The sequence below is a fragment of the Streptomyces amritsarensis genome (assembly GCF_001953875.1).
In the GTDB taxonomy this organism is placed as follows: Bacteria; Actinomycetota; Actinomycetes; order Streptomycetales; family Streptomycetaceae; genus Streptomyces; species Streptomyces amritsarensis.
Window position 1 is genome coordinate 23,370 of record NZ_MQUR01000032.1, and the last position, 20,467, is coordinate 43,836.

The window sequence follows — 20,467 nt, forward strand, 5'->3', positions numbered from 1 at the left end:
CGATGACGGACATCCACTGGGAAGACGCCTTCTGCGGCGAAGGCGCGAGCTGCTACCGGATAGGGGTGGACGGGGACGGCAACAGCTACATAGCGGTAGCCGGCCAGGAGGACCGGCCGCTGACCGACAGCAGAGCGGCCCTCCAGGCCCTGATCCTGGACATCAAGGCGGGTCGGGCCGACCACCTGCTCGGCTAACTCGCGCCCCGCGGGAAGGTGATCTCGACGCGGCGGTTCTTCTTGCGGCCCTCCTCGGTGCTGTTGTCGGCGATCGGGTAGTCCTCGCTGTAGCCGCGGACGTCGAAGACGACGCTCGGGTTCGTCACGGTCTTGGCCAGCTCGGAGTGCACGGCATCGGCCCGCTGCTTGGACAGCACCTTGCCGTGCTCGTAGCTGCCCTGGTCGTCGGTGAAACCGAAGACCCGGATGCGGGTCGCCTTGGACTGGTTGATCTCGTTCCCGATGGCCTGGATCCGGGCGGCGGCCTGCGCGTTGAACACGGCGCTGTCCTCGGGGAACAGCACCTCGGACTGCAGCGCCATCATGACGGTCTCGTTCGTCTCCTGCCGCCGCTGCTCACCGCCGAGGTCTTCGACGACCTCGGCGATGTCCAGCACCTTGACCGGGGCCAGGGTCCCGCCCTGCGGGATCTTGAGCCCGGGAGCGTTGGAGTCGATCGCCACGGGCGCGGAGGCGGATGGCTCCGTGCCGGGCGGCACGGACGGCTTCACGTCATCGGCGTGGGCGGAGCCGGCCCCGACTGTTTGGATGCCAGCCAGAACGAGCCCAATTACGCCTGTAGCAGCGGAGATGCGGTGGCGTTTGGTCATGGGATCACCCAGAGAGTTTGACGGTCGCCGTGGCGAAGGTAGGGAGGCTGAGGTCCACCTCTGCGGTACTGCTCGGCGGTGCCGGGAACTGGGCGAAGAACGGCATCGTCTGGTTGGCTTCTATGATGTTCAAGCCGGTTGTGCACAGACACCGGCCATCGGTATCGCGGAGCACGTAGTACCTCTTTTTGCCGACCTTGTCCACCAGGGTCACTCCTGCCACCGACACGCCACTGGCGTTGAGTTCGTTTCCCCGCCAGGGCGCGGTGTTCACATACGGAGCCGTGCCGTTGTTCTTCAGCTGCCCTTCGATCGTCAGAAACCCCCCCGCATCCCGGGCAGCTTTGTTGATTGTCAACACCATTCCCGATTCACCGTTCACCGTTGCGAGGACCTGCGGCGGGGAAGTCTCGCTCTTGCCGGCTCCAGACGGAGACGCATCATTACCGGCCTGCGGCTTTGTCGAGGTCGATGTGGTGGGCTTGTCCGACTTCCCTTCGCCCCCGCACCCGGTGAGGGCGAGGGTGAGGATCGCCATCATCCCCACAGCCAGATTCCCACGACCCGCGTGCCGAACAATCATGTACTGGGCTTCCTTGTCTCTCGGTCATCAGTCGGTCAGGCGGACATCGAACAGATCCCCTGCCAGCGAACGCCACGGGCGCGATTGCGTGGGGTTATAGGCGACAACGCCCCCTCTTGCGCACTCGAATTCGATCAGAGCGGGCGGCGTGGGGTCCGGGACGGTACCGCCGCCGCTACCGGGCCCCCCGGCCTTGAGGTGGCATCGAGGAATGATTTCCGCGGTGGCTTCGGCTTCGCCATGACGTCCGCTCACCCCGGGGACAACCGAATCGCCCACGGTTCCATTCGTCACCGACCTGACGGTGAACCTGGGACCTGCCCGACTGCACGTTGCCGTTGCGTCGTTCCTTGCAGCGAAGTCCCGCGCCGCGCCGCAAGCACCGGCATCGTCGAAGCGGTTGCCCTTGAGAACCTGCGCCCAGGCCTCCGGCGAGAGGGTGGCGAGGTCCACGCCGGGCGCCAGAGTGTCCCTGGCCTCGCGGGCCGCGGCAAGTGCGGCGGCGTCCGCAGCTCCCTGCGCATTGCTACGGACGATCGCCGCCTTGCCGACGGTGAAAAATGCCAGGGCGGCGAAGAGCAGTGCCGCTACCACGACCACATAGATGGGGAAGGCCTGACCGCCGTCCCGGTCAACGCATCTGCGCCAGGTCACTTGCCTGCAGTGATGCTTGCCACGGCGGCCGTAATCTTGGTCGTGATGGCCTGCCCGATGCCAGTGCCGATGATCGCCCCGATGATCACCACGACCACCAGGATGATGCCCAGGTACTCGAAGGCCGTCTGGCCGCGGTCCTGTTGGGCGTGGCGCTTGCGGAGCCTTGTCACGGCCGTGTCCGCCCAGCCGTGCACCCTGATCCGCGCCTCCACGGCGGCCTTCAGCAGCGTGTTCTGTGACATGGGGGTTCCCTCCCGGGCCGGTACCGGTGTCGATCTGCGGACGGTACGGCGAGTCACCAGTCGTTACCAAGGGTCCCGGGACCCAATTACGGACCCACTGCGCACTCTGTCTACCCATGACCGGTCACTCCTGGACGGGCGGTTCCCAGCCAGCGGGCTATCGCCTCGCTGCGCGTGGCGCTGCGGAGCTTCGCGAAGATGCGGTTGATGTGGTTCTTGACCGTCTTCTCGCTGATGAAGCAGGTGGCGGCGATCTGCTGGTTGCTCATCCCGGACGCGATCAGATCCATGATCTCCACCTCCCGGGAACTGAGCCCGAAGACAACAGAGTTGTGCATCCGCTCGGACGACTGTGCCACATCGCGTTGCGGATGCGAAGAGGCCCGGAGTTCCGTCAGCAGGGCGCTCGCCGCCGACGGGGTGAAGTGGGGGCGGCCCAGGGGCGCGTCGCGTACGGCCCTGAGCAGGTCGTCCGCCGTGAACTCGCCGTGCACGAGGTAGCCGCCCGCGCCCAGCAGCAGGGCCTCGCGGACGATTTCGGCTTCCCTGCTGTACGTCAGCATCAGTACGGGCGCCAGCTGCACGAGGTGCGGCAGCGCCGAGATCCCGTCCACCCCCGGCATCCGCACGTCCAGCAGGACCACGTCCGGAGCGTGCCGCCGGGTCAGGCTCAGGGCCTCGCGGCCGTCCGCGGCCTGGGCGGTCACCTCGATGTCCCCGGCCGCGCCCAGGATGGCCGCGAGTCCCGCCCGGATGACCGGGTTCCCGTCGGCGATGAGCACGCTCAGCCGCGCCATGGTTCAGCCACCTCCGAACAGCGCGCCGAAGTCGACGTTCGCGCCGTAGACGAAGCCGCACACGAGGAGGATGAGCGTGCCGGGCAGCATGAACATGGTCACCGCGAACGTGGCCTTCGGGACGGCCCGCGCGGCGCGCCGGCGGGCGTTCTGGGCGTCGGTGCGGCGCATGTCCTCGGCGATCGCGATCAGCGTGTCGACGATCGGGGAGCCCAGCTCCTCGCCCTGCTGGAGAGCCGTCACGAACTGCGCGACCTGTTCGCTGTCGTTGCGCCGCCGCAGCTCGTCGAAGGCCTGCCGCCGGCTGACGCCCATGTCCATCTGCTGGAGCGTGATGCGGATCTCGTCCGCCCACGGCCCCTCGTACTTGCCCGCCACCCGGTCCAGCGCCTGCCGGAAGCCCAGCCCCGCGCTCACCACCACGGCCAAAACGTCGAGGAAGTCCGGCAGCGTCCGCTCGATGTGGTCGCGCCGCACCCGGATGGCCGACCACAGGCCGACCTCGATCCAGAACAGGCCGAAGGCCACCATCAGCAGGGCTGCGACCAGCTGGCCGTTGACCAGCATGGAGAAGGCTCCGGCCGCGCCGAGGATCCCGTACACGGCGCGCCGGGCCGCGTACCGGTCGATCGTCAGGCCGGCCGGGTTGCCCGCCATGTCGATCTGCCGGCGTTTGCGGGCCACCCGGGCCGTGCCCATCGCGCGCAGGACCAGCGGTGCCCAGCGGATGCCGATGCGGTCGACCAGCGAGCCGACCGCCGTCGTGCGGGTGGCACCGACCTCCAGGGCCAGGGCGAGGTCGGTGGGGAGTTTCACGTCCGCCCGGTAGAGGCGGATGCCGTGGAAGGCGCCGAACACCGAGAGGGCCACGGCGAGAGCGAGGAGAAGTGCCGTCATCGTTCCGTCCGCCCCCTCACACGTCGATCTTCGACAGGCGGCGGATGAGGACGAAGCCCAGCGCGAAGAGGCCGAGGGCGACGAGGACGGCCGTCTGCCCGAAGAACGCGCCTGTCATCCGGTCCAGGGCGCCCGGCATCATCATGTCGACGAGGAGCAGCGAGCCGAGCCCGATGGCGGGGACCAGGTAGGCCGTCACGGTGACCTGGGACAGCTGGGTGCGGATCTCGCGGCGGGTTTCCTTGCGCTGTTCCAGCGTCACCGTCAGGTTGCGCAGGCTGTCCACGATCGCGCCGCCGGCCCGGGCCGACAGGACGAGGGTGGAGACGAGGACGACGAGTTCGCGCGAGGGCAGGCGTTCGGTGAGCTCCCCGAGGGACTCCTCGATGGAGTGGCCCACGGCGAGGCGGTCGGCGACCCGGGCGAGTTCCTCGCCCGCCGGCGCCTCCAGCTCCTCCGCCGCGATGCCGATGGCGGTACGCAGGGCCAGCCCGGCCTGGGTGGCGTTGGCGAGGATGCGTGCCAGGTCGGGGAGCTGGTTGATGAAGCGCTCCGTACGCCGTGCCCGCTGCCAGCCCAGGAACGCGTTCGCCGCCCAGAGGCCGATCAGACCGGCCACCGGCCCGAAGAACGGCGCGAGGAGGGACGACGCGATGAGCCAGACGCCCGCGATGGAACCGAGCATGTAGACGAAGAACTCGCCGGGCGTGAGGTCCAGTCCGGTGGTCGCCAGCTTCTGTTCGATCCGGCGGCCGAACCTTGTCTTGCGCAGTCGCCGGTCGATCTTCCGGAAGCGGCGGGCCCGGCCGAGCGGTTCGGGCAGGCCGCTCGCCGAGAGGCGTTCGACGAGGGCGGCGTGCTGGGCGCGCCCGGCCGCGTACGCCTGGAGGCCGACGACCGCGAGGACGCAGGCCAGCAGCGTGATGCCGAGGGTGAGGAGGATCAGTGGGTTCACAGGGCGGTCCGTGTGATGTGCGGGGTGGTGAGGGGGTCGTCGGGCAGTGCGACGCCGAAGGCCTGCGGGATGGGCTGGTTGTTCATGTAGAGGCGTTCGGCGATGCGGCGGGGCAGCGGGTAGTACTGGAAGTAGCCGTGGACACGGCCGTCGGGCCCCACGGGCTGGGCGGCGAACCGGCACACCGTGGTGATCCGGAAAGGTTCGCGGCCGTGTGATTCGAGGATGGAGATCTCCGTGATGCGGCGCGAGCCGTCGCCGAAGCGCGTCAGCTGGACGATGACGTTGACGGCGCTGTTGATCTGGTCCTGGAGCGCCTCGAAGGGGATCTCGACCTCCGACATGGAGGCCAGGGTCTGCAGGCGGGTGAGGGCGTCGGAGGAGCTGTTGGCGTGGACGGTGGCCAGCGAGCCGTCGTGGCCGGTGGACATGGCCTGCAGCATGTCGAGGGTCTCGCCGCCGCGGACCTCGCCGACGATGATGCGGTCGGGGCGCATGCGCAGGGAGTTGCGGACGAGGTCGCGGATGGTGATCTGGCCCTTGCCCTCCACGTTCGCGGGGCGGGATTCCAGGCGGATGACGTGGGCCTGCTGGAGCTGGAGTTCGGCGGAGTCCTCGATGGTGATGATGCGCTCGCCCTCCGGGATCAGCCCGGAGAGGGCGTTGAGGAGGGTGGTCTTCCCGGTGCCGGTGGCCCCGGAGACGATCACGTTCATCTTCGACTGGATCAGACCTGACAGCAGCAGGAGCATCTGTTCGTCGAGGGAGCCGAGGGCGATCATCTCGTGCAGGGTGAAGGCGCGGGGGAAGCGGCGGATGGTGAGGGTGGCGCCGGTCAGGGAGAGCGGCGGGATGATGACGTTGACGCGCTCGCCGCTGGGCAGGCGCGCGTCGACCATCGGATTGGCCTCGTCGACGCGGCGGTTGACGGTCGAGACAATGCGTTCGATGGTCTGCATGAGCTGCTCGTGCGAGGCGAACCGGAGGGGGAGCTGCTCGACCCGGCCGGCCCGCTCGACGAAGATCTGGTCGGGCCCGTTGACCATGATCTCGGAGATGGAGGCGTCTTCGAGGAGCGGTTCGAGCACGCCGAGGCCGAGGGCCTCGTCGACGACGCGGCGGATGAGCTGCGCGCGCTCGGCGGTGGACAGGACGGGTCCCTCGCGGCTGATGATGTGCCCGAGTACGCGTTCCAGGCGCGCCCGGCGCTCGGCGGGTGCGAGTGCCGACATCTCGGCGAGGTCGATCTCCTCCAGCAGCTTGGCGCGGTAGGAGGAGACCAGACGGCCGTCCTCGCGCGGGCTGTGGCGGTCGTCGGGGGTGCTGACCCGGGAACGCAGGCTCATGGTCCGGTCACCTCGGGGTCGTCGTTGGGCATGACGGCTGTGGCTACGGCGTCCTCCGGGTCCAGCCCGGGGATGATCGAGTTGATGGGGATGGTGGCGACGGCGGTGACGGCGTCGCCCGTGCTCGCTACGTCGATGTCGGCACCGAGCCCCTCGCGGATGGCCGCCATCCCCGCAGCCCTGCCCCGGCCGGGGTGCTGGGCCTCCACGCGCGCCGCCGTGCGGGCGGCCGTGTCCGCCTGCTCGTGGACGTACGCGACCCAGCCGAGCTGGATCGCGCACAGGGCGACGAACAGCAGGATGGGTATGAATCCGATGTATTCCAGGGCCACTTGGCCCCGGTCCGAGCGGATGCGCCGCCTCATGTCACTCGGCCTCCTTCTCCAGCGCCGCGCCGCCGGTGCCGTCGATCTCGCCGAAGTTGAGTGCCGGGTGGAGGACGGGAATGGAGAGGCGCACCTTTGCCCGGTAGATGTCGCCGGACCGGCCGCAGTCCACCTGGAGGTCCCACGCCTCCCCGATGTGCTCCCGCGCCGCCGCATCGCAGGCCGCGCCCCCGTGCACCGCCCCCGCCCGGGCCGCCTCGTCCGCCGCGTTGCCCGCCAGGGAGAAGGCGTAGCCGATCAGGACGCACTCCCACACCGCCGCCACCAGGAGCAGGATCAGCGGGACCGTGCCGACGAACTCGATCGCCACCTGGCCCCGGTCGCCCCCGTCCCGGGTCCGGTCGGCACCCCGGGTCCCGCCGGCGCCTCTCCGGGCGGGCCTGCGCATCCGTCAGCCCTCCCGGCCGCGGCGCAGGCGGGAGACGGTGCCCGCGGCGCGCAGGGTCAGGGCTCCGCCCGGTGGGGCGGGGGTGGCCGCCGGGGTGTCCGGGGCGGCGAGGAGGCCGAGTTCGCCGGCCAGGGTCCACAGGGCCTGTTTGACCGTGGAGCGGTTGTCGAGGTCCTGGAGGCGGCCCGCGTCCACCACGGCCTGAAGTTCCTTGAAGGCGGCCGGGACGGGGGTGCGGGTGGCGCGGGTCTTGGTGATCTTCTCGATCAGGGCGGGCTGGATCTCGGTGTGCTTGCTCCAGCGGTTGACGACCATCGCGGTGTCCTCGGCCTTGCGGACCTGGAGCCGCTCCCACAGGCGGACCATGCGCTTGGCGGCGCGTACCGCGATCACGTCGGGTGTGGTGACCAGGACCGCGACGTCCGCCGTCTCCACCGCGGCGGCGTTGGCTCCGGTCACCTGGGTTCCGCAGTCGACGACGACGAGCTCGTAGCGGCTGCGGAGCGCGCCCACGATGTGGCGGGCGGCCCGGTCGTCGACCTCCTCGCCGCGTTCGCCGTCGGCCGGGGCCAGCAGCAGCGCGAGCCCGGTGCGGTCCTCGTAGACGGCGTCCTGGAGGACCCGCGGTGAGATGTCCTGGATGCCGGCGAGGTCGGCGATGGACCGCCTGAACTGCACGTCGAGGTACGAGCCCACGTCGCCGGCCTGGAGGTCGAGGTCGACCAGTGCGGTGCGCCGGCCGGAGGCGGCCGCGGCCAGGGCGAACTGGACGGCGGTGAAGGTGGTGCCCACGCCGCCCTTGGCCCCGGTGACCGTGACGACCCGCCCGCCCGGCCCGGTGGGGGCGCCGGAGTCGGCGGCGCCCCTGCCCAGGTGGCGGCGGACGCCGACGGACCACTGGGCGGCGGCCTGGACGCGGGCGGCCAGTTCGTCGTAGGACAGCGGCAGGCCGACGAGGCCGCGTGCGCCGGAGTCCATGGCGGCGGAGAAGAGCGCCGGTCCGGCGTCCGAGGAGACCAGGACGACCCCCACGGCCGGGAAGCGGAGGGCGACTTCCCGGATGAGTTCCAGTGCGGGCACCGGGCCGATCCGCTCGTGGACGAGGACCACCTCGGGGAGTTCGTCGAGGGAGTCGACGGCGAGCCGGGCGAGGGTGTCCAGCAGTGTGGTCGAGTCGGGGACGGGCGGGGCGGGCTCGGCCGACGGGAGCTGGCTGAGCAGGGTGGAGAAGATGCGGGCGGCGTCCGGGTCGCCGACCGCGGGGAGGATGCGCGTGGTCATCCGGGCCTCACCTGTCCCCGTCGAGGGTGTACGTACGGTCGCCGGCGGCGGGCGCGGAGTCGGTGCCGGGGGCGACCAGGGCGAGGCGCACGTGCTCCGCGAAGGACTCGGCGTACGCGACGCGCTGGGTGTCCTTGGTGCTGAGGGCGAAGGTGATCGGGACGGCCTCGGAGGGGCCCTTGCGGTCGCTGTCCTTCTCCAGGGCGGTGAGCTTGCCGACGTTCAGGACCCGGGCGTTGGCGACGATGATCACCGAGCGGGAGGGCTCGGTGTCCTTGGCGCCCTTGAAGGTGGCGATGATGTTGACCTTGGCGCCCGAGGTGATCTTGCCGGCCACTCCCGTCGCCGCGTCGATCATGATGGCGATCTCCTGCTCACCGGGCTGGAGCTGCGGCCGGTCGACGAACATGTCCGTCTGGAGCAGGGAGCCCTTCTTCAGGGTGGTGAGCGCGATCTTGTCCTTGAGGGCGCCGAGGTCGGTGACGGCCGTGGCGGACAGCCACCGCTCGGGGATCCTGACCTCCTCGAACTGTCCGGCTCCCAGTGGGCTGTACGGCGCTATGTCCGCCTTGGCGCGGTAGGCGACGACCTCGGACCCGACCTTGGAGTTGACGTCGCCGATCACCACGAGGACTCCGGCGAAGGCCCCCAGGGCGCACAGGACCGACAGGAGCAGCAGAATGACGCCGCGGCGCTGGCGTGAGTTCATAGGCCGTACTACCTCGCCGTTCTTTCTTCATCCGTAGGTTCGGTCGTCGGTCAGGGTCCGGAGCGGCCGGTGCCCGCCGGCGTCGCCGCGGACGGCGGTGGGGCGGTCAGCGGGGCGGCGCAGAAGCCGCATCGGTCGCCGATGAGTTCGAGGCCGCACCAGCGGCACTGCTCACGGCGGACCGAGGCGACGAGTTGGTAGAGCACGGACAGGTCGGGGATGCCGGCGGCGAACTCGACGAGCTTGGGGGTGCCCCACCAGGCGGGTGAGGCGGCCGGCAGCGGGTTCTCCATGACGCCCTGCACCTGCCAGGCGGGAGCGAGTTCGGCGGCGACCCAGTCGGAGGCGAGCTGGCCGCGCGCGAAGGTGAGGTGGGTGGCGAAGTCGGGCCCTGCGGGCAGGTCCGGCGCCACGGCGGTCCGGGAGCCGTCGCGCGCCCCGCCGTGCGACGCCGCCCCGCGTCCGCCCCGCGCCCCGCGTCCGCCGCCGGATGCGCCCAGCTTGGCCAGGTGCGGTGTCGGGTGGGCGAGTACGGCGAACTGCGCGCCCGGCGACCAGGACCGGGCGTGCGCCCCGAGCCCGACGGGCACGCGGACCCGGTCGAGTTTGGCCACCGAGCCGAGCAGGGCGCCCGCGTAGATGTAGTGGGACAGCAGCCGGGCCGCGGAGGCGATGATTCCGGGGCTGAAGTCGCAGACGCTGAGCTGGCGCAGCTGACGGGCCAGCAGGGCCGTGCCCAGCGGCGGCAGATCGATGTCGAGCAGCGCGATCCGGTCGGTTTCCAGGATGGCCCGGACGGTGTGCAGCCGCTGGACGGTGGGGCGCGGGAGCCAGGGCGGTACGAGGGCCACGAGGTGGCCGTGCCGCTCCAGCAGGGCGCCGGTCCCGGCGAGCGCGGCCTCCAGGTCGTGCTGTTCGGGCGGGTGCAGCAGGGCGGCCCCCGGTGTGTGCCGGTCAGGGGCCGGAAGCACCAGATCGGCGCTGGTGACTGCGATGGCGGTCGGCACGCGAATTCCCCCGTTCCCCCACGTTCTCCCCGTACGCCCGGACTCTCGCGCGCTCGACGGGGACGCGTCACAGCCGCGTCGCGTGCGCGCACCACTGCGCGAGCGCGGACGGCCGTCGCCCATCCCCCCTTGCCCCAGCACCATAACCGCGTCACCCCTGGCAGGTCAGGGGCTTGGTGATTCCCGTGCGTAAGGCTGCGGTCACAGGTGACGGGAAACCCGGACAACAGGGATCACACATTGAGCCATTTCAAGCCACTTTGCGAAGACTCTTGACACGAGGATTGGTCTGGACCAACTTGGCAGCGCACGGCGTGAGTCGGCCCCACCCCACACGGCCCGGCTCTCCCCTCCCACCACACCTCCCCCCACGGAGCCCACGTGAACCGCATACGCTCCCTCTCCCTGCCGCTCGCCGTCACCGTCGCCGCCGGGGCGCTGACGGCCCTCGCCGCCGGCGCCGCGCAGGCCGCGGACGTCAACGTCGCCCGCAACGGCGGCTTCGAGTCGGGCCTCGCCCACTGGTCCTGTTCCGGCGGGAGCGGCGCCGCCGTCTCCTCGCCCGTCCACTCCGGGGCGGGCGCCCTGAAGGCCACCCCGGCCGGTTCCGACAACGCCCGCTGCAGCCAGACCGTCACGGTCAGGCCGAACTCGACGTACACGCTCAGCACGCAGGTGCAGGGCAGCTACGTCTACCTCGGCGCGACGGGGACGGGCACGCAGGACGTCTCGACCTGGACCCCCGGCTCGGGAGGCGGCTGGCAGAAGCTGTCCACCACCTTCACCACCGGCCCCTCCACCACCCAGGTCACCGTCTACACCCACGGCTGGTACGGCCAGCCGGCCTACGTCGTGGACGACTTCAGCGTCTTCGGCCCGGACGGCGGCGGGGGCACCGACCCCGGCCCGGGCATCCCGGGCGCACCGGCCGGGGCCGCTGTTTCCGGCCAGAGCGCGAACGGACTCACCCTTTCGTGGAACGCGGTCGGCGGCGCGGCCGGCTACCACGTCTACCAGGACGGCGCCCGTGTCCAGACGGTGTCCGGGACCTCCACCCCGATCACCGGGCTCGCGCCGTCCACCTCGTACTCCTTCCAGGTGAGCGCGTACAGCACGGCGGGCGAGGGCCCGAGGTCGGCGCCCGTGACCGGGACGACGACCGGCGGCGGCAACCCGGGCAACCCGGCCGTCCCCAAGCACGCTCTGACCGGCTACTGGCAGAACTTCGACAACGGCGCGACCGTCCAGAGGATCTCCGACGTCTCCGCGCAGTACGACATCATCGCCGTCTCCTTCGCCGACGCCACCGCCACGCCCGGCGCCATCGCCTTCAACCTCGACTCGGCGGGCCTCGGCGGCTACACCGTGGCCCAGTTCAAGGCCGACATCGCCGCGAAGAAGGCGGCCGGGAAGTCGGTCATCCTCTCCATCGGCGGCGAGAAGGGGACCATCACGGTCAACGACTCGGCCTCCGCGACGAACCTGGCGAACTCGGCGTACGCCCTGATGCAGGAGTACGGCTTCACCGGCATCGACATCGACCTGGAGAACGGCCTCAACCCCACCTACATGACGCAGGCGCTGCGCGCCCTGTCCGCCAAGGCGGGTCCCTCGCTCGTCATCACCATGGCCCCGCAGACGATCGACATGCAGTCCACGCAGGGCGGCTACTTCAAGACGGCGCTCAACATCAAGGACATCCTCACCGTCGTCAACATGCAGTACTACAACAGCGGCTCGATGAACGGCTGCGACGGCAAGGTCTACTCCCAGGGCTCGGTGGACTTCCTCACCGCGCTGGCCTGCATCCAGCTGGAGGGCGGCCTCGACGCCTCCCAGGTGGGCATCGGCGTCCCGGCCTCCCCCAGCGGCGCGGGCAGCGGCTACGTCTCCCCGACCGTCGTCAACAACGCCCTGGACTGCCTGACCCGGGGCACGAACTGCGGGTCCTTCAAGCCGTCGAAGACCTATCCGGGGCTGCGCGGCGCGATGACCTGGTCGACCAACTGGGACGCCAAGGCGGGTAGTGCTTGGTCGAACTCGGTGGGTCCCAAGGTCCACGGGCTCCCGTAGGCGGTACGTGTGGGGGTGGCCGGATCGGTTCGGCCGACACACGAGTTCCTTGACCGGGACATGCCATGAGAGGACGCTGAGCGCGTCCGCACGGCTACCCCCACACTCCCCACCCAGGAGAACGCATGCGGCTCCATACCCGCCGGAGGGCCGGCCTGACGGCTGCCCTGCTGGCGCTGGCGCTCGGCGCACCCGCCTACGGCATGAGTGCGACGGCTGATCCACCGCCCAGCCCGTCCACCGCCACCCAGGACGAGGCCATCGTCCAGTACCGGATCCACGGCCCCTCCACCGTCGCCGACCGCACGGCCCTGCTCGGCACGGGCGTGGCCATCGACGAGGTGGACGACCACACCGTCGTGGTCAGCGCCGACACCATGCAGGCCAAGAAGCTCACGGCGCTCGGCTACAAGCTGACCCCGCTGCCCGGGCCCCCGGACCGCTCCCTGCCCGGTATCGCGGCGAGCCCGATGGACTTCCCCCCGGCGGACTCCAGGTACCACAACTACGCCGAGGCGACGGCGGAGATCAACACGCTCGTCGGGCAGTACCCGGCGATCGCCTCCAAGCGGGTGATCGGGAAGTCCTACCAGGGCCGCGACCTCCTCGCCATCAAGATCAGCGACAACGTCGCCACGGACGAGTCCGAGCCCGAGGTGCTCTTCACCGCGCACCAGCACGCCCGCGAGCACCTGACCGTCGAGATGGCGCTCTACCTGCTCAAGGAGTTCACCTCCAAGTACGGCACCGACTCCCGGGTCACGAACGCCGTCAACGGCCGCGAGATCTGGATCGTCCCGGACCTCAACCCGGACGGCGGCGAGTACGACATCGCCACCGGCTCCTACCGCTCCTGGCGCAAGAACAGGCAGCCGAACTCCGGCTCCTCCTACGTCGGCACCGACGAGAACCGGAACTGGAACTACAAGTGGGGCTGCTGCGGCGGCTCCAGCGGCAGCCGGAGCTCCGAGACCTACCGGGGCCCGGCCGCCGAGTCGGCGCCCGAGGTGAAGGCCGTCTCGGACTTCGTGCGCAGCCGGGTGGTCGGCGGCAAGCAGCAGATCAAGGCCGCGATCGACTTCCACACCTACAGCGAGCTCGTGCTGTGGCCCTTCGGCTACACCTACAACGACACCGCCCCGGGCCTGACCGCCGACGACCTCGCCGTCTACAAGAAGATCGGCACGAGCATGGCGGCCAGCAACGGCTACACGCCGGAGCAGGCCAGCGACCTGTACATCACCGACGGCACGATCGATGACTGGCTGTGGGGCAACCAGAAGATCTTCTCCTACACCTTCGAGATGTACCCGGAGAGCGGCGGCGGCGGCTTCTACCCGCCGGACGAGGTGATCGACCGCGAGACCGCCCGCAACAAGGACGCGGTGCTCCAGCTGCTGGAGAACGCGGACTGCATGTACCGCTCGATCGGCAAGGAAGCCCAGTACTGCTCGTAGCCGTCACCTGAACCGGGGGACGCCCCGCCGCCAGGGGGGCGTCCCCCTCCTGGTGCGCGGGGCGCCCTCCTGGTGCGCGGGGCGTCCCCCTCCTGGTGGGCGGGGCGTCCCCCGGCCCGCGGCGGGCGTCAGCCCAGGACGGCGAGGGCGTCGATCTCGACGAGCAGCCCGTCCGGCAGGCCCACGTAGACGGTGGTGCGGGCGGCCGGGGCCTCCCTCAGGCCCTGCTCCTCGAAGTAGGCGTCGTAGATGGCGTTCATCTCCGCGAAGTGCGCCGTGTCCGTGAGGTAGACGCGGATCATCATCACGTCGTCCCAGCCCGCGCCGCCGGCCTCCAGGACGGAGCGGACGTTCTCCAGCGTCTGGAGGGTCTGCTCGCGCAGCGTCGGCCCCGCGGGGGTCGGCGGCCGGCCGTCGACGTGCGGGAGGAAGCCGACCTGGCCGGCGACCTGGAGGATGTTCCCCTTGCGCACGCCGTGCGAGAACCGCGCGGGCGGGACGGTGTGGGTGGCGGGGATGATGGCGCTCTTCTCGGTCACGCTGTCTCCTGTACTCCTGAATAGTCCCGGCTGATGGCACCGGCGGTGCGCAGCACCTGCGGCAGCAGTGCGAGCAGTCCCTCCGCCGGGACGACCACACCGGGCGCGGAGACCGACAGCGCGGCGACGACCCGCCCGTCGGGACCGCGCACGGGCGCGCCCAGGCAGTTGATCGACTCCTCGTGGCCGCCGAGGTCGGTGGCCCAGCCCTGTTCCCGTACGAGGTCCAGTTCGCGCAGGAAGGCCTCCGCGTCCGGGGTGGAGCGGGCGGTGTAGCGGGGGTACTCGATGCGGTGGGCGAGGGCCCGGCGTTCGGCCTCGGGGAGGTCGGCGAGGAGCAGCTTGGCGACGGCGGCGACGGTGAGGGGCACGGGCCGGCCGATGCGGGAGTACATGCGCACCGGGTAGCGGCTGTCGACCTTGTCGACGTACACGACCTCGTCGTCCTGGTGCAGGGCGAGGTGCACGGTGTGCCCGGTGGCCTGGTTCAGCTCGGCCAGGTGGGGGCGGGCGACGTCGCGGACGTCGAGGTTCTCGATGGCCTCGGCGGCGAGCGCGAAGAGGCGCGCGCCCAGGCGGTAGCGGCCGTCGGGGCAGCGGTAGACGAAGCCGCGCTCGCCCAGGGTGCGCAGGAGGCGCAGCGCGGTGCTCTTGTGCACGCCGAGCTCGTCGGCGACCGCCCCGAGGCCGGCGGGCCCCTTCGCGAGCAGCGGCAGGATGCCGAGCGCCCTCTCGACCGACTGGCTCATCGCTCGCCCTTCCCCACGCTCACTGCGCCACCGGATCCGGCGGCGCGCCGGGCAGCGTTGACCCGCCGTCACCCGGGATGTTAGACAGCACGCAGTGGTACACGCAACGACCGTTGCAGCCAACGCAACACACCCGGAGGCATCCGCATGGCCAGCGCCAGCGACCCCGTCAAGGACCTCGCCGACGAGCCGGTGGACCACCGGTTCAAGGGACTCCCCCCGGACGCCCAGACGGACGGCCTGACGGTCGGGCAGCTCGCGGCCCAGCGCCGGGACCTGCACACCGGCGGCTTCACCACCCCCGTCCTGACCCTCGACGCGGACGCGCTGGAGCACAACCTCACCGCCCTCGGCACCTACTCCGCCCGCCACGGCCTGGCCTTCGCGCCGCACGGCAAGACCTGCATGGCCCCGCAGCTCTTCCGCCGCCAGCTGGACCACGGCGCGTGGGGCATCACCGTCGCCATGCCCCACCAGGCCCGCGTCTGCCGCGCCTTCGGCATCCGGACGATCTTCCTGGCCAACGAGCTGGTCGACGCTCCCGCCCTGCGCTGGGTCGCCGACGAGCTCGCCGCCGACCCCGGCTTCCGGTTCGTCTGCTACGTCGACTCCGTCCGCGGGGTCGAGCTGATGGACGCCGCCCTGCACGGCCACGACGCCGTCCTCGACGTCGTCCTCGAACTCGGCGCGGGCGCCGAGGGCCGCACGGGGCTGCGTACCGACGCCGAATGCCAGGCCGTCGCCGAGGCCGTCGCCGCGTCCCCCGCCCTGCGGCTGGCGGGCGTGGCCGGCTACGAGGCCACCATGCCCGGCGCCGACGCCGACACCGTCCGCGCCTGGCTGCGCCGCCTCACCGCGCTCGCCGCCGACCTCGACAAGCAGGGCCTGTTCACCGGCACCGGCCTGGACGAGGTCATCGTCAGCGCCGGCGGCAGCGAATGGTTCGACGCCGTCGCCGAGGTCTTCGCCGAGATCCCGCAGCTGTCGCTGCCCGTCCTGCCGCTGCTGCGCTCCGGCGCGTACGTCTCCCACGACCACGGCTGGTACTCGGGCCTGACCCCCTTCAACCGCGTCCCCGACGAGGGAGGCCTGCTCCCCGCCTTCCGGCTGTGGACGCAGGTGGTCTCCCGCCCCACGCCCGGGCAGGCCTTCGTCAACGCCGGCAAGCGGGACATCGCCTACGACCTCGGCCTGCCCGCCGTGCTCGCCGTACGCGGCGCACGCGACGGCATCGAGCGCGCCGCGGCCGGAATCCGGGTGACCAAGCTGTCCGACCAGCACGCCTGGATCGAGACCGACCCCGACGCCACCGCGCTGGAGGTCGGCGACTGGGTCTGCCTCGGCATGGCCCACCCCTGCACCATCTTCGAGAAGTGGCCGCTGATCCCGGTCGTGGAAGCCGACGGCACCGTCACCGACTACGTCCGCACCTTCTTCTAGGCCCCGGCCGGTGGACCTGGTCATCCGCGGGGCCCGCGTCGTCGACGGCACGGGCGGCCCCTCCTACACCGCCGACGTCGGCGTCCACGAGGGCCGGATCGCCGCGATCGGCAGGCTGTCCGGGGGCCGCGAGAACATCGACGCGCACGGTCTCGCCCTGGCCCCCGGCTTCGTGGACATGCACGCCCACAGCGACCTCGCCCTGCTGCGCGACCCGGACCACAGCGCGAAGGCAGCCCAGGGCGTGACCCTCGAAGTCCTCGGCCAGGACGGCCTGTCGTACGCGCCCGTCGACGACCGCACCCTCGCCGGGGTGCGGACCGCGATCGCCGGCTGGAACGGCCCCGGTGACGACGTCGACTTCGACTGGCGCACGGTCGGCGAGTACCTCGACCGGCTGGACCGCGGCTTCGGCGGCGAGGGCGTCGCCGTCAACGCCGCCTACCTCGTCCCCCAGGGCACCGTCCGCGCCCACGTCGTCGGCTGGGACGACCGCCCGGCGACCGCGGCCGAGCTGGACCGGATGCACACCCTGGTCGCCGACGGCCTCGCCCAGGGCGCCGTCGGCATGTCCTCCGGGCTCACCTACACCCCCGGCATGTACGCCTCCGGTGCCGAACTGGGCGCACTGTGCCGGGTGGTGGCCCGGTACGGCGGCTACTACTGCCCCCACCACCGCAGCTACGGCCGCGCGGCCCTCGCCGCCTACGCCGAGATGGTCGACCTGGCCCGGGAGGCCGGCTGCGCCCTGCACCTCGCGCACGCCACCATGAACTTCGGCGAGAACGAGGGCCGGGCCGGCGAACTGCTCGCGCTCCTCGACGCCGCCCTCGACGCCGGCGCCGACATCACCCTGGACAGCTACCCCTACACCCCCGGCTGCACCACCCTCGTGGCACTGCTGCCCAGTTGGGCGAACGCGGGCGGCCCGGAGGCGGTCCTCGCCCGGCTGCGCGACGACGGCGGGGCGGAGCGGATCCGCCGCGCCCTGGAGCAGGAGGGCGCCGACGGCTGCCACGGCGTCCCCGTCGACTGGTCGACGATCGAGATCTCGGGCGTCGCCGATCCCGCGTACGCCGCCCACGTCGGCACCCGCGTCGACGGCTGGGACACCGCCCGTCGGCTCCTGATCGGCGACCGGCTCGCACCGACGATCCTCCAGCACGTCGGCCACGAGGAGAACGTCCGGGCGATCATGCGTCACCGCGCCCACACCGGCGGCTCCGACGGCATCCTCCAGGGCGCGAAGCCGCACCCGCGGGCCTACGGCACCTTCCCGCACTACCTCGGCCACTACGTCCGCGAACTCGGCCTGCTCTCCCTGGAGGAGTGCGTCGCGCACCTGTCCGGGCGGCCCGCGGCACGGCTGCGGCTGCCCGACCGGGGCCTGGTCCGGGTGGGACACCGCGCCGACCTCGTCCTCTTCGACCCGGACACGGTCGCGGCCGGCTCCACGTACGCGCGGCCCCGCACCCTGCCCACGGGCATCCCGCACGTCCTGATCGGCGGACGGTTCACCATCCGCGACGGGCGCAGGACCCAGGTCCTGGCCGGCCGGTCGGTGCGCGCGACCGGCCACGTCTCCCGGTAGGTCCCCCGCCTACGATGGGCGCCATGGTCGCCTTCGCCCTCGCCGCCCTGCTCTTCCTCGCGTTCTGCACCAGCGTCAGACAGGACCGGCGGCGCTTCAGCAACGCCGTGCTCCTGGGGCTGACCTTCCTGACCGCCTTCTCCGCCCTCTTCCTCCAGGTGGCGAAACTGCCGTTCTGGGCGGCCGTCACGGTCGTCGTGCTCACCTTCGCCGCACCGGCGTTCGGCGTCCTGGCCCTGGGCGTCCTCCTCGTCCGCAACGGCATGACGATGGTGCGCAAGGAGGGTTTCCGCCCGGCCAACCTGCTGTCGCTGCTGGCCGGCCTCGCGATCTTCGCGCTGATCGCGCTGCTGGTCCTCGTCGGCGTGGTCGGCTCCCCCGTACTGGGCGGCATCGCCGGGACCCTCACCGTCGTCGCCGGCTACATATCCTTCGTCTTCTTCTGCTTCCTCGGCTACGCCTTCCTCTACGGCCGGATCAAGGTGCGCGGCGACGTCGACCACGTGGTCATGCTGGGCTCGGGCCTGATCGGCGGGGACCGCGTCCCGCCGCTGCTGGCCTCGCGCCTGCGCAAGGGGCAGCAGATCTACGAGGGCCAGCTGGCCCGGAGCGGCCGGCCGCCGGTGCTGCTCGTCTCCGGCGGCAAGGGCTCGGACGAGAAGGTCGCGGAGGCCCGGGCGATGGCGGACTGGCTGATCGCGGAGGGCGTGCCGGCGGAGCACATCGTGCTGGAGGACCGGTCCACCACGACCGAGGAGAACATGCTGTTCAGCCGGCGGATCATGGAGGCCCACGATCCCGGCTACCGGTGCGTGGTGGTCACCAACAACTTCCACGCCTTCCGGGCTGCGATGCTGGCGCGCAAGACCGGCGTGAACGGGCAGGTCCTGGGCTCCCCCACCGCGAAGTACTACTGGCCCAGCGCCACCATCCGCGAGTTCGTCGCCGTCTTCTGGGAGCACCGGGCGGTCAACCTGTCGATCTGCGGCCTGCTGGCCGTCTTCGGCGCGCTGGGCACGCTGGCCGCGGTCCTCGTCTGACCGGCGGCCGCCCCCCGCGGACGGGGAAGGTGCCGTGACTCCCCCCTTGGCAGTCACGGCACCGGTCGCGCCGAGGATCAGACGCGCTGCCAGAGCGCCGGGACGTTCGGCGGCTCCCATCCGGTCTGGGCCTGGTGCCCCTGGATGCAGCGGTAGGTCGAGCCGCCGTGGGTGACGGTGGCACCGGCCGCGTAGACGGTGCCGGCCTTCCAGGTGCCGCCCGGCTCCGGCTCGGGGCCGGGCCCGGGGCCCGGGTCGCTTCCGCCGACCTTGAGGGTCAGCCCGTACGCCGACAGGATCGGGTTCAGCGGCTGGAAGAAGGTGGTCCCGCCGCTGGAGCAGTTCCCGGAGCCGCCCGAGGTCACGCCCTGGGCCTGGCTCCCGGAGATGTAGGAGCCGCCGGAGTCGCCGGGCTCGGCGCAGACCGTCGTACGGGTCACGCCGGAGATGGTGCCCTCGGGGTAGGTGACGCTGGTGTTGTGCTGCTGGATCGTGCCGCAGTGCCATCCGGTGGTCGAGCCGGACCGGCACACCGACGCCCCGACCGGCTGCAGCACCGAGCCGGCGACCTGCACATTCGCGCCGCCGCTGCCCTTCACGAACGGGGTCGAGGACCAGTTGGCGTTCGCCGCGACCCAGGCCATGTCGCTGCCCGGGAAGACCGAGGCCTGGAAGGAGCCCTGGGCGACCCGGTTGAACCCGGTGGTGGTGGTCCCGGCGCGCCCGCAGTGCCCGGCGGTGGCGAATCCGTGCACGGTGCCCCTGGTCACGGGGAAGCCGACGGAGCAGCGGCCGCTGCCGTTCATGTAGTAGGCGTCCCCACCGCGCAGGTCGTAGAGCGGACGCGGGCCCTCGGCCGTACGGACGACCGTGACCAGGGCCGCGTCGGTGCCGGTGGCGGCGAGCAGCCGGGCCGCGGCCCCCGCCTCGGTCTCCTCGACGACGAGCGTGTTGGAGCGCGGGTCGACGTAGCGGACGGGGGTCGCGGGGCCCGCGGCCCGGTCCAGGGCGGCCTTGGCGCCGTCGAGGTCGGCCAGGGCGCGGGGGACGAGCTCCGCCCGGGCGCCGGCGGCCCGTATCGCGGCGGTGTCGGCGGCCCGCGTGGTCGCCACGGTGAGCACGGCGGAGTCGGCCCCGTCCACCCAGGCCCCGGCGAAGGCGGCGCCGAGCCGGTCGCGGAGGCGGGCGGCGGTGGCCCCGGCCTCGGCTTCGTGGACGAGACGGGCCTTGGCCTGCGTGGGGGTCAGGCCGAGGTCGCGCTGCATGGCGGCGAGCAGCTCGGGGGCGGCGTCGGCGGTGCGCAGGGTCGCGGCCGCGGAGGGCACTGCGGGGGCGGGGGCCGGGTCGGCGGTGGCGCCGCCCGTCCCGGCCAGCAGCAGCCCGGCGGCGGCCAGGGCGGTACACGCCGCGCGGGCGTGTCGCTTGAGCATGGGGGATCTCCTCGGTTTCCGGTGGGGGACTGCGGAAACCGTAGAAATCCCAACCCGCGTGCGGGAGCTGC

22 protein-coding genes are annotated in these 20,467 nt (G+C 71.7%); 6 read left to right on the forward strand and 16 right to left on the reverse strand.

Annotated features, from left to right (window positions below):
* The first annotated feature begins 2 nt into the window (after positions 1–2).
* Positions 3–197 carry a hypothetical protein gene (locus tag AVW11_RS15905; RefSeq protein WP_060180468.1) on the forward strand — a complete coding sequence of 65 codons (195 nt, stop codon included), beginning with the start codon at positions 3–5 and terminating at the stop codon, positions 195–197.
* On the opposite strand, the gene AVW11_RS15910 is transcribed toward AVW11_RS15905, so the two are convergent.
* The 13 genes from AVW11_RS15910 to AVW11_RS15970 all read right to left on the reverse strand — a co-directional run bounded on the left by AVW11_RS15910 (position 194) and on the right by AVW11_RS15970 (position 10,077).
* Entirely contained in the window at positions 194–829 is a 636-nt protein-coding gene (locus tag AVW11_RS15910; RefSeq protein ID WP_030850517.1) for an OmpA family protein, read from the reverse strand. The genes AVW11_RS15905 and AVW11_RS15910 overlap by 4 nt on opposite strands.
* A gap of 4 nt (positions 830–833) precedes the next feature.
* A complete protein-coding gene (locus tag AVW11_RS15915; RefSeq protein ID WP_030850519.1) occupies positions 834–1,412 on the reverse strand; it encodes a hypothetical protein in 579 nt (192 codons plus the stop codon).
* A gap of 27 nt (positions 1,413–1,439) precedes the next feature.
* Entirely contained in the window at positions 1,440–2,066 is a 627-nt protein-coding gene (locus tag AVW11_RS15920; RefSeq protein ID WP_076044312.1) for a pilus assembly protein TadG-related protein, read from the reverse strand.
* Positions 2,063–2,311, reverse strand: coding sequence for a hypothetical protein (locus tag AVW11_RS15925; RefSeq protein ID WP_030850521.1), 249 nt, complete (start codon positions 2,309–2,311; stop codon positions 2,063–2,065). Before AVW11_RS15925 ends, AVW11_RS15920 begins: the two co-directional genes overlap by 4 nt.
* A gap of 110 nt (positions 2,312–2,421) precedes the next feature.
* Complete coding sequence (locus AVW11_RS15930) at positions 2,422–3,108, reverse strand: response regulator (protein ID WP_030850523.1); 687 nt, start codon at positions 3,106–3,108, stop codon at positions 2,422–2,424.
* 3 nt (positions 3,109–3,111) lie between these two features.
* Positions 3,112–4,005 carry a DUF5936 domain-containing protein gene (locus AVW11_RS15935; protein ID WP_030850524.1) on the reverse strand — a complete coding sequence of 298 codons (894 nt, stop codon included), beginning with the start codon at positions 4,003–4,005 and terminating at the stop codon, positions 3,112–3,114.
* A 16-nt stretch (positions 4,006–4,021) separates the two neighbouring features.
* A complete protein-coding gene (locus AVW11_RS15940; RefSeq protein WP_030850525.1) occupies positions 4,022–4,960 on the reverse strand; it encodes a type II secretion system F family protein in 939 nt (312 codons plus the stop codon).
* Positions 4,957–6,306 (reverse strand): TadA family conjugal transfer-associated ATPase, encoded by a 1,350-nt coding sequence (locus AVW11_RS15945; RefSeq protein ID WP_076044313.1) that lies wholly within the window; start codon positions 6,304–6,306, stop codon positions 4,957–4,959. Before AVW11_RS15945 ends, AVW11_RS15940 begins: the two co-directional genes overlap by 4 nt.
* Positions 6,303–6,671, reverse strand: a complete 369-nt coding sequence (locus AVW11_RS15950) for a TadE/TadG family type IV pilus assembly protein (protein ID WP_076044314.1) — start codon at positions 6,669–6,671, stop codon at positions 6,303–6,305. Before AVW11_RS15950 ends, AVW11_RS15945 begins: the two co-directional genes overlap by 4 nt.
* Before the next feature lies 1 nt (position 6,672).
* Positions 6,673–7,002, reverse strand: a complete 330-nt coding sequence (locus AVW11_RS15955) for a TadE/TadG family type IV pilus assembly protein (protein WP_240528189.1) — start codon at positions 7,000–7,002, stop codon at positions 6,673–6,675.
* 81 nt (positions 7,003–7,083) lie between these two features.
* Complete coding sequence (locus tag AVW11_RS15960; protein WP_076044316.1) at positions 7,084–8,361, reverse strand: CpaE/TadZ family protein; 1,278 nt, start codon at positions 8,359–8,361, stop codon at positions 7,084–7,086.
* Positions 8,362–8,368: 7 nt separating this feature from the next.
* Positions 8,369–9,070: a Flp pilus assembly protein CpaB gene (gene cpaB, locus AVW11_RS15965; protein ID WP_030850531.1), complete on the reverse strand. Its 702-nt coding sequence runs from the start codon at positions 9,068–9,070 to the stop codon at positions 8,369–8,371.
* Positions 9,071–9,120: 50 nt separating this feature from the next.
* Complete coding sequence (locus AVW11_RS15970; RefSeq protein ID WP_079250641.1) at positions 9,121–10,077, reverse strand: hypothetical protein; 957 nt, start codon at positions 10,075–10,077, stop codon at positions 9,121–9,123.
* A gap of 381 nt (positions 10,078–10,458) precedes the next feature.
* On the opposite strand from AVW11_RS15970, the gene AVW11_RS15975 reads away from it, so the two are divergent.
* The gene (locus AVW11_RS15975) at positions 10,459–12,150 is read left to right on the forward strand and encodes a chitinase (protein WP_076044317.1); all 1,692 of its coding nucleotides are present in this window, start codon (positions 10,459–10,461) and stop codon (positions 12,148–12,150) included.
* A 125-nt stretch (positions 12,151–12,275) separates the two neighbouring features.
* Positions 12,276–13,607, forward strand: coding sequence for a M14 family metallopeptidase (locus AVW11_RS15980; protein ID WP_030850534.1), 1,332 nt, complete (start codon positions 12,276–12,278; stop codon positions 13,605–13,607).
* A 128-nt stretch (positions 13,608–13,735) separates the two neighbouring features.
* Here the strand turns inward: AVW11_RS15980 and AVW11_RS15985 are convergent, their stop codons facing one another.
* Together AVW11_RS15985 and AVW11_RS15990 are read right to left on the reverse strand one after the other, a co-directional pair.
* Positions 13,736–14,146, reverse strand: coding sequence for a RidA family protein (locus AVW11_RS15985; protein WP_076044318.1), 411 nt, complete (start codon positions 14,144–14,146; stop codon positions 13,736–13,738).
* Entirely contained in the window at positions 14,143–14,895 is a 753-nt protein-coding gene (locus AVW11_RS15990; RefSeq protein ID WP_060180462.1) for an IclR family transcriptional regulator, read from the reverse strand. Before AVW11_RS15990 ends, AVW11_RS15985 begins: the two co-directional genes overlap by 4 nt.
* Positions 14,896–15,042: 147 nt before the next feature.
* Between AVW11_RS15990 and AVW11_RS15995 the strand changes: the two genes are divergently transcribed.
* Genes AVW11_RS15995 through AVW11_RS16005 form a run of 3 tightly spaced genes read left to right on the forward strand, consistent with a single transcriptional unit; the run spans position 15,043 to position 18,966 of the window.
* Positions 15,043–16,335 carry an amino acid deaminase gene (locus tag AVW11_RS15995; protein WP_076044319.1) on the forward strand — a complete coding sequence of 431 codons (1,293 nt, stop codon included), beginning with the start codon at positions 15,043–15,045 and terminating at the stop codon, positions 16,333–16,335.
* Positions 16,336–16,345: 10 nt separating this feature from the next.
* Positions 16,346–17,926 (forward strand): N-acyl-D-amino-acid deacylase family protein, encoded by a 1,581-nt coding sequence (locus AVW11_RS16000; RefSeq protein WP_076044320.1) that lies wholly within the window; start codon positions 16,346–16,348, stop codon positions 17,924–17,926.
* A gap of 23 nt (positions 17,927–17,949) precedes the next feature.
* Entirely contained in the window at positions 17,950–18,966 is a 1,017-nt protein-coding gene (locus AVW11_RS16005; protein ID WP_037833780.1) for a YdcF family protein, read from the forward strand.
* A 77-nt stretch (positions 18,967–19,043) separates the two neighbouring features.
* Here the strand turns inward: AVW11_RS16005 and AVW11_RS16010 are convergent, their stop codons facing one another.
* Complete coding sequence (locus AVW11_RS16010) at positions 19,044–20,396, reverse strand: carbohydrate-binding protein (RefSeq protein WP_076044321.1); 1,353 nt, start codon at positions 20,394–20,396, stop codon at positions 19,044–19,046.
* Positions 20,397–20,467 lie beyond the last annotated feature (71 nt).

What these genes read in the sequence shown, in the direction of transcription:
- AVW11_RS15930 (WP_030850523.1), bottom strand. Translation starts at nt 3,108, where the DNA reads ATGGCGCGGCTGAGCGTGCTCATCGCCGACGGGAACCCGGTCATCCGG.
- AVW11_RS15905 (WP_060180468.1), top strand. Translation starts at nt 3, where the DNA reads ATGACGGACATCCACTGGGAAGACGCCTTCTGCGGCGAAGGCGCGAGC.
- AVW11_RS15935 (WP_030850524.1), bottom strand. Translation starts at nt 4,005, where the DNA reads ATGACGGCACTTCTCCTCGCTCTCGCCGTGGCCCTCTCGGTGTTCGGC.
- AVW11_RS15915 (WP_030850519.1), bottom strand. Translation starts at nt 1,412, where the DNA reads ATGATTGTTCGGCACGCGGGTCGTGGGAATCTGGCTGTGGGGATGATG.
- AVW11_RS16010 (WP_076044321.1), bottom strand. Translation starts at nt 20,396, where the DNA reads ATGCTCAAGCGACACGCCCGCGCGGCGTGTACCGCCCTGGCCGCCGCC.
- AVW11_RS15995 (WP_076044319.1), top strand. Translation starts at nt 15,043, where the DNA reads ATGGCCAGCGCCAGCGACCCCGTCAAGGACCTCGCCGACGAGCCGGTG.
- AVW11_RS15925 (WP_030850521.1), bottom strand. Translation starts at nt 2,311, where the DNA reads ATGTCACAGAACACGCTGCTGAAGGCCGCCGTGGAGGCGCGGATCAGG.
- AVW11_RS15910 (WP_030850517.1), bottom strand. Translation starts at nt 829, where the DNA reads ATGACCAAACGCCACCGCATCTCCGCTGCTACAGGCGTAATTGGGCTC.
- cpaB (WP_030850531.1), bottom strand. Translation starts at nt 9,070, where the DNA reads ATGAACTCACGCCAGCGCCGCGGCGTCATTCTGCTGCTCCTGTCGGTC.
- AVW11_RS16005 (WP_037833780.1), top strand. Translation starts at nt 17,950, where the DNA reads ATGGTCGCCTTCGCCCTCGCCGCCCTGCTCTTCCTCGCGTTCTGCACC.
- AVW11_RS15960 (WP_076044316.1), bottom strand. Translation starts at nt 8,361, where the DNA reads ATGACCACGCGCATCCTCCCCGCGGTCGGCGACCCGGACGCCGCCCGC.
- AVW11_RS15950 (WP_076044314.1), bottom strand. Translation starts at nt 6,671, where the DNA reads ATGAGGCGGCGCATCCGCTCGGACCGGGGCCAAGTGGCCCTGGAATAC.
- AVW11_RS15945 (WP_076044313.1), bottom strand. Translation starts at nt 6,306, where the DNA reads ATGAGCCTGCGTTCCCGGGTCAGCACCCCCGACGACCGCCACAGCCCG.
- AVW11_RS15990 (WP_060180462.1), bottom strand. Translation starts at nt 14,895, where the DNA reads ATGAGCCAGTCGGTCGAGAGGGCGCTCGGCATCCTGCCGCTGCTCGCG.
- AVW11_RS15980 (WP_030850534.1), top strand. Translation starts at nt 12,276, where the DNA reads ATGCGGCTCCATACCCGCCGGAGGGCCGGCCTGACGGCTGCCCTGCTG.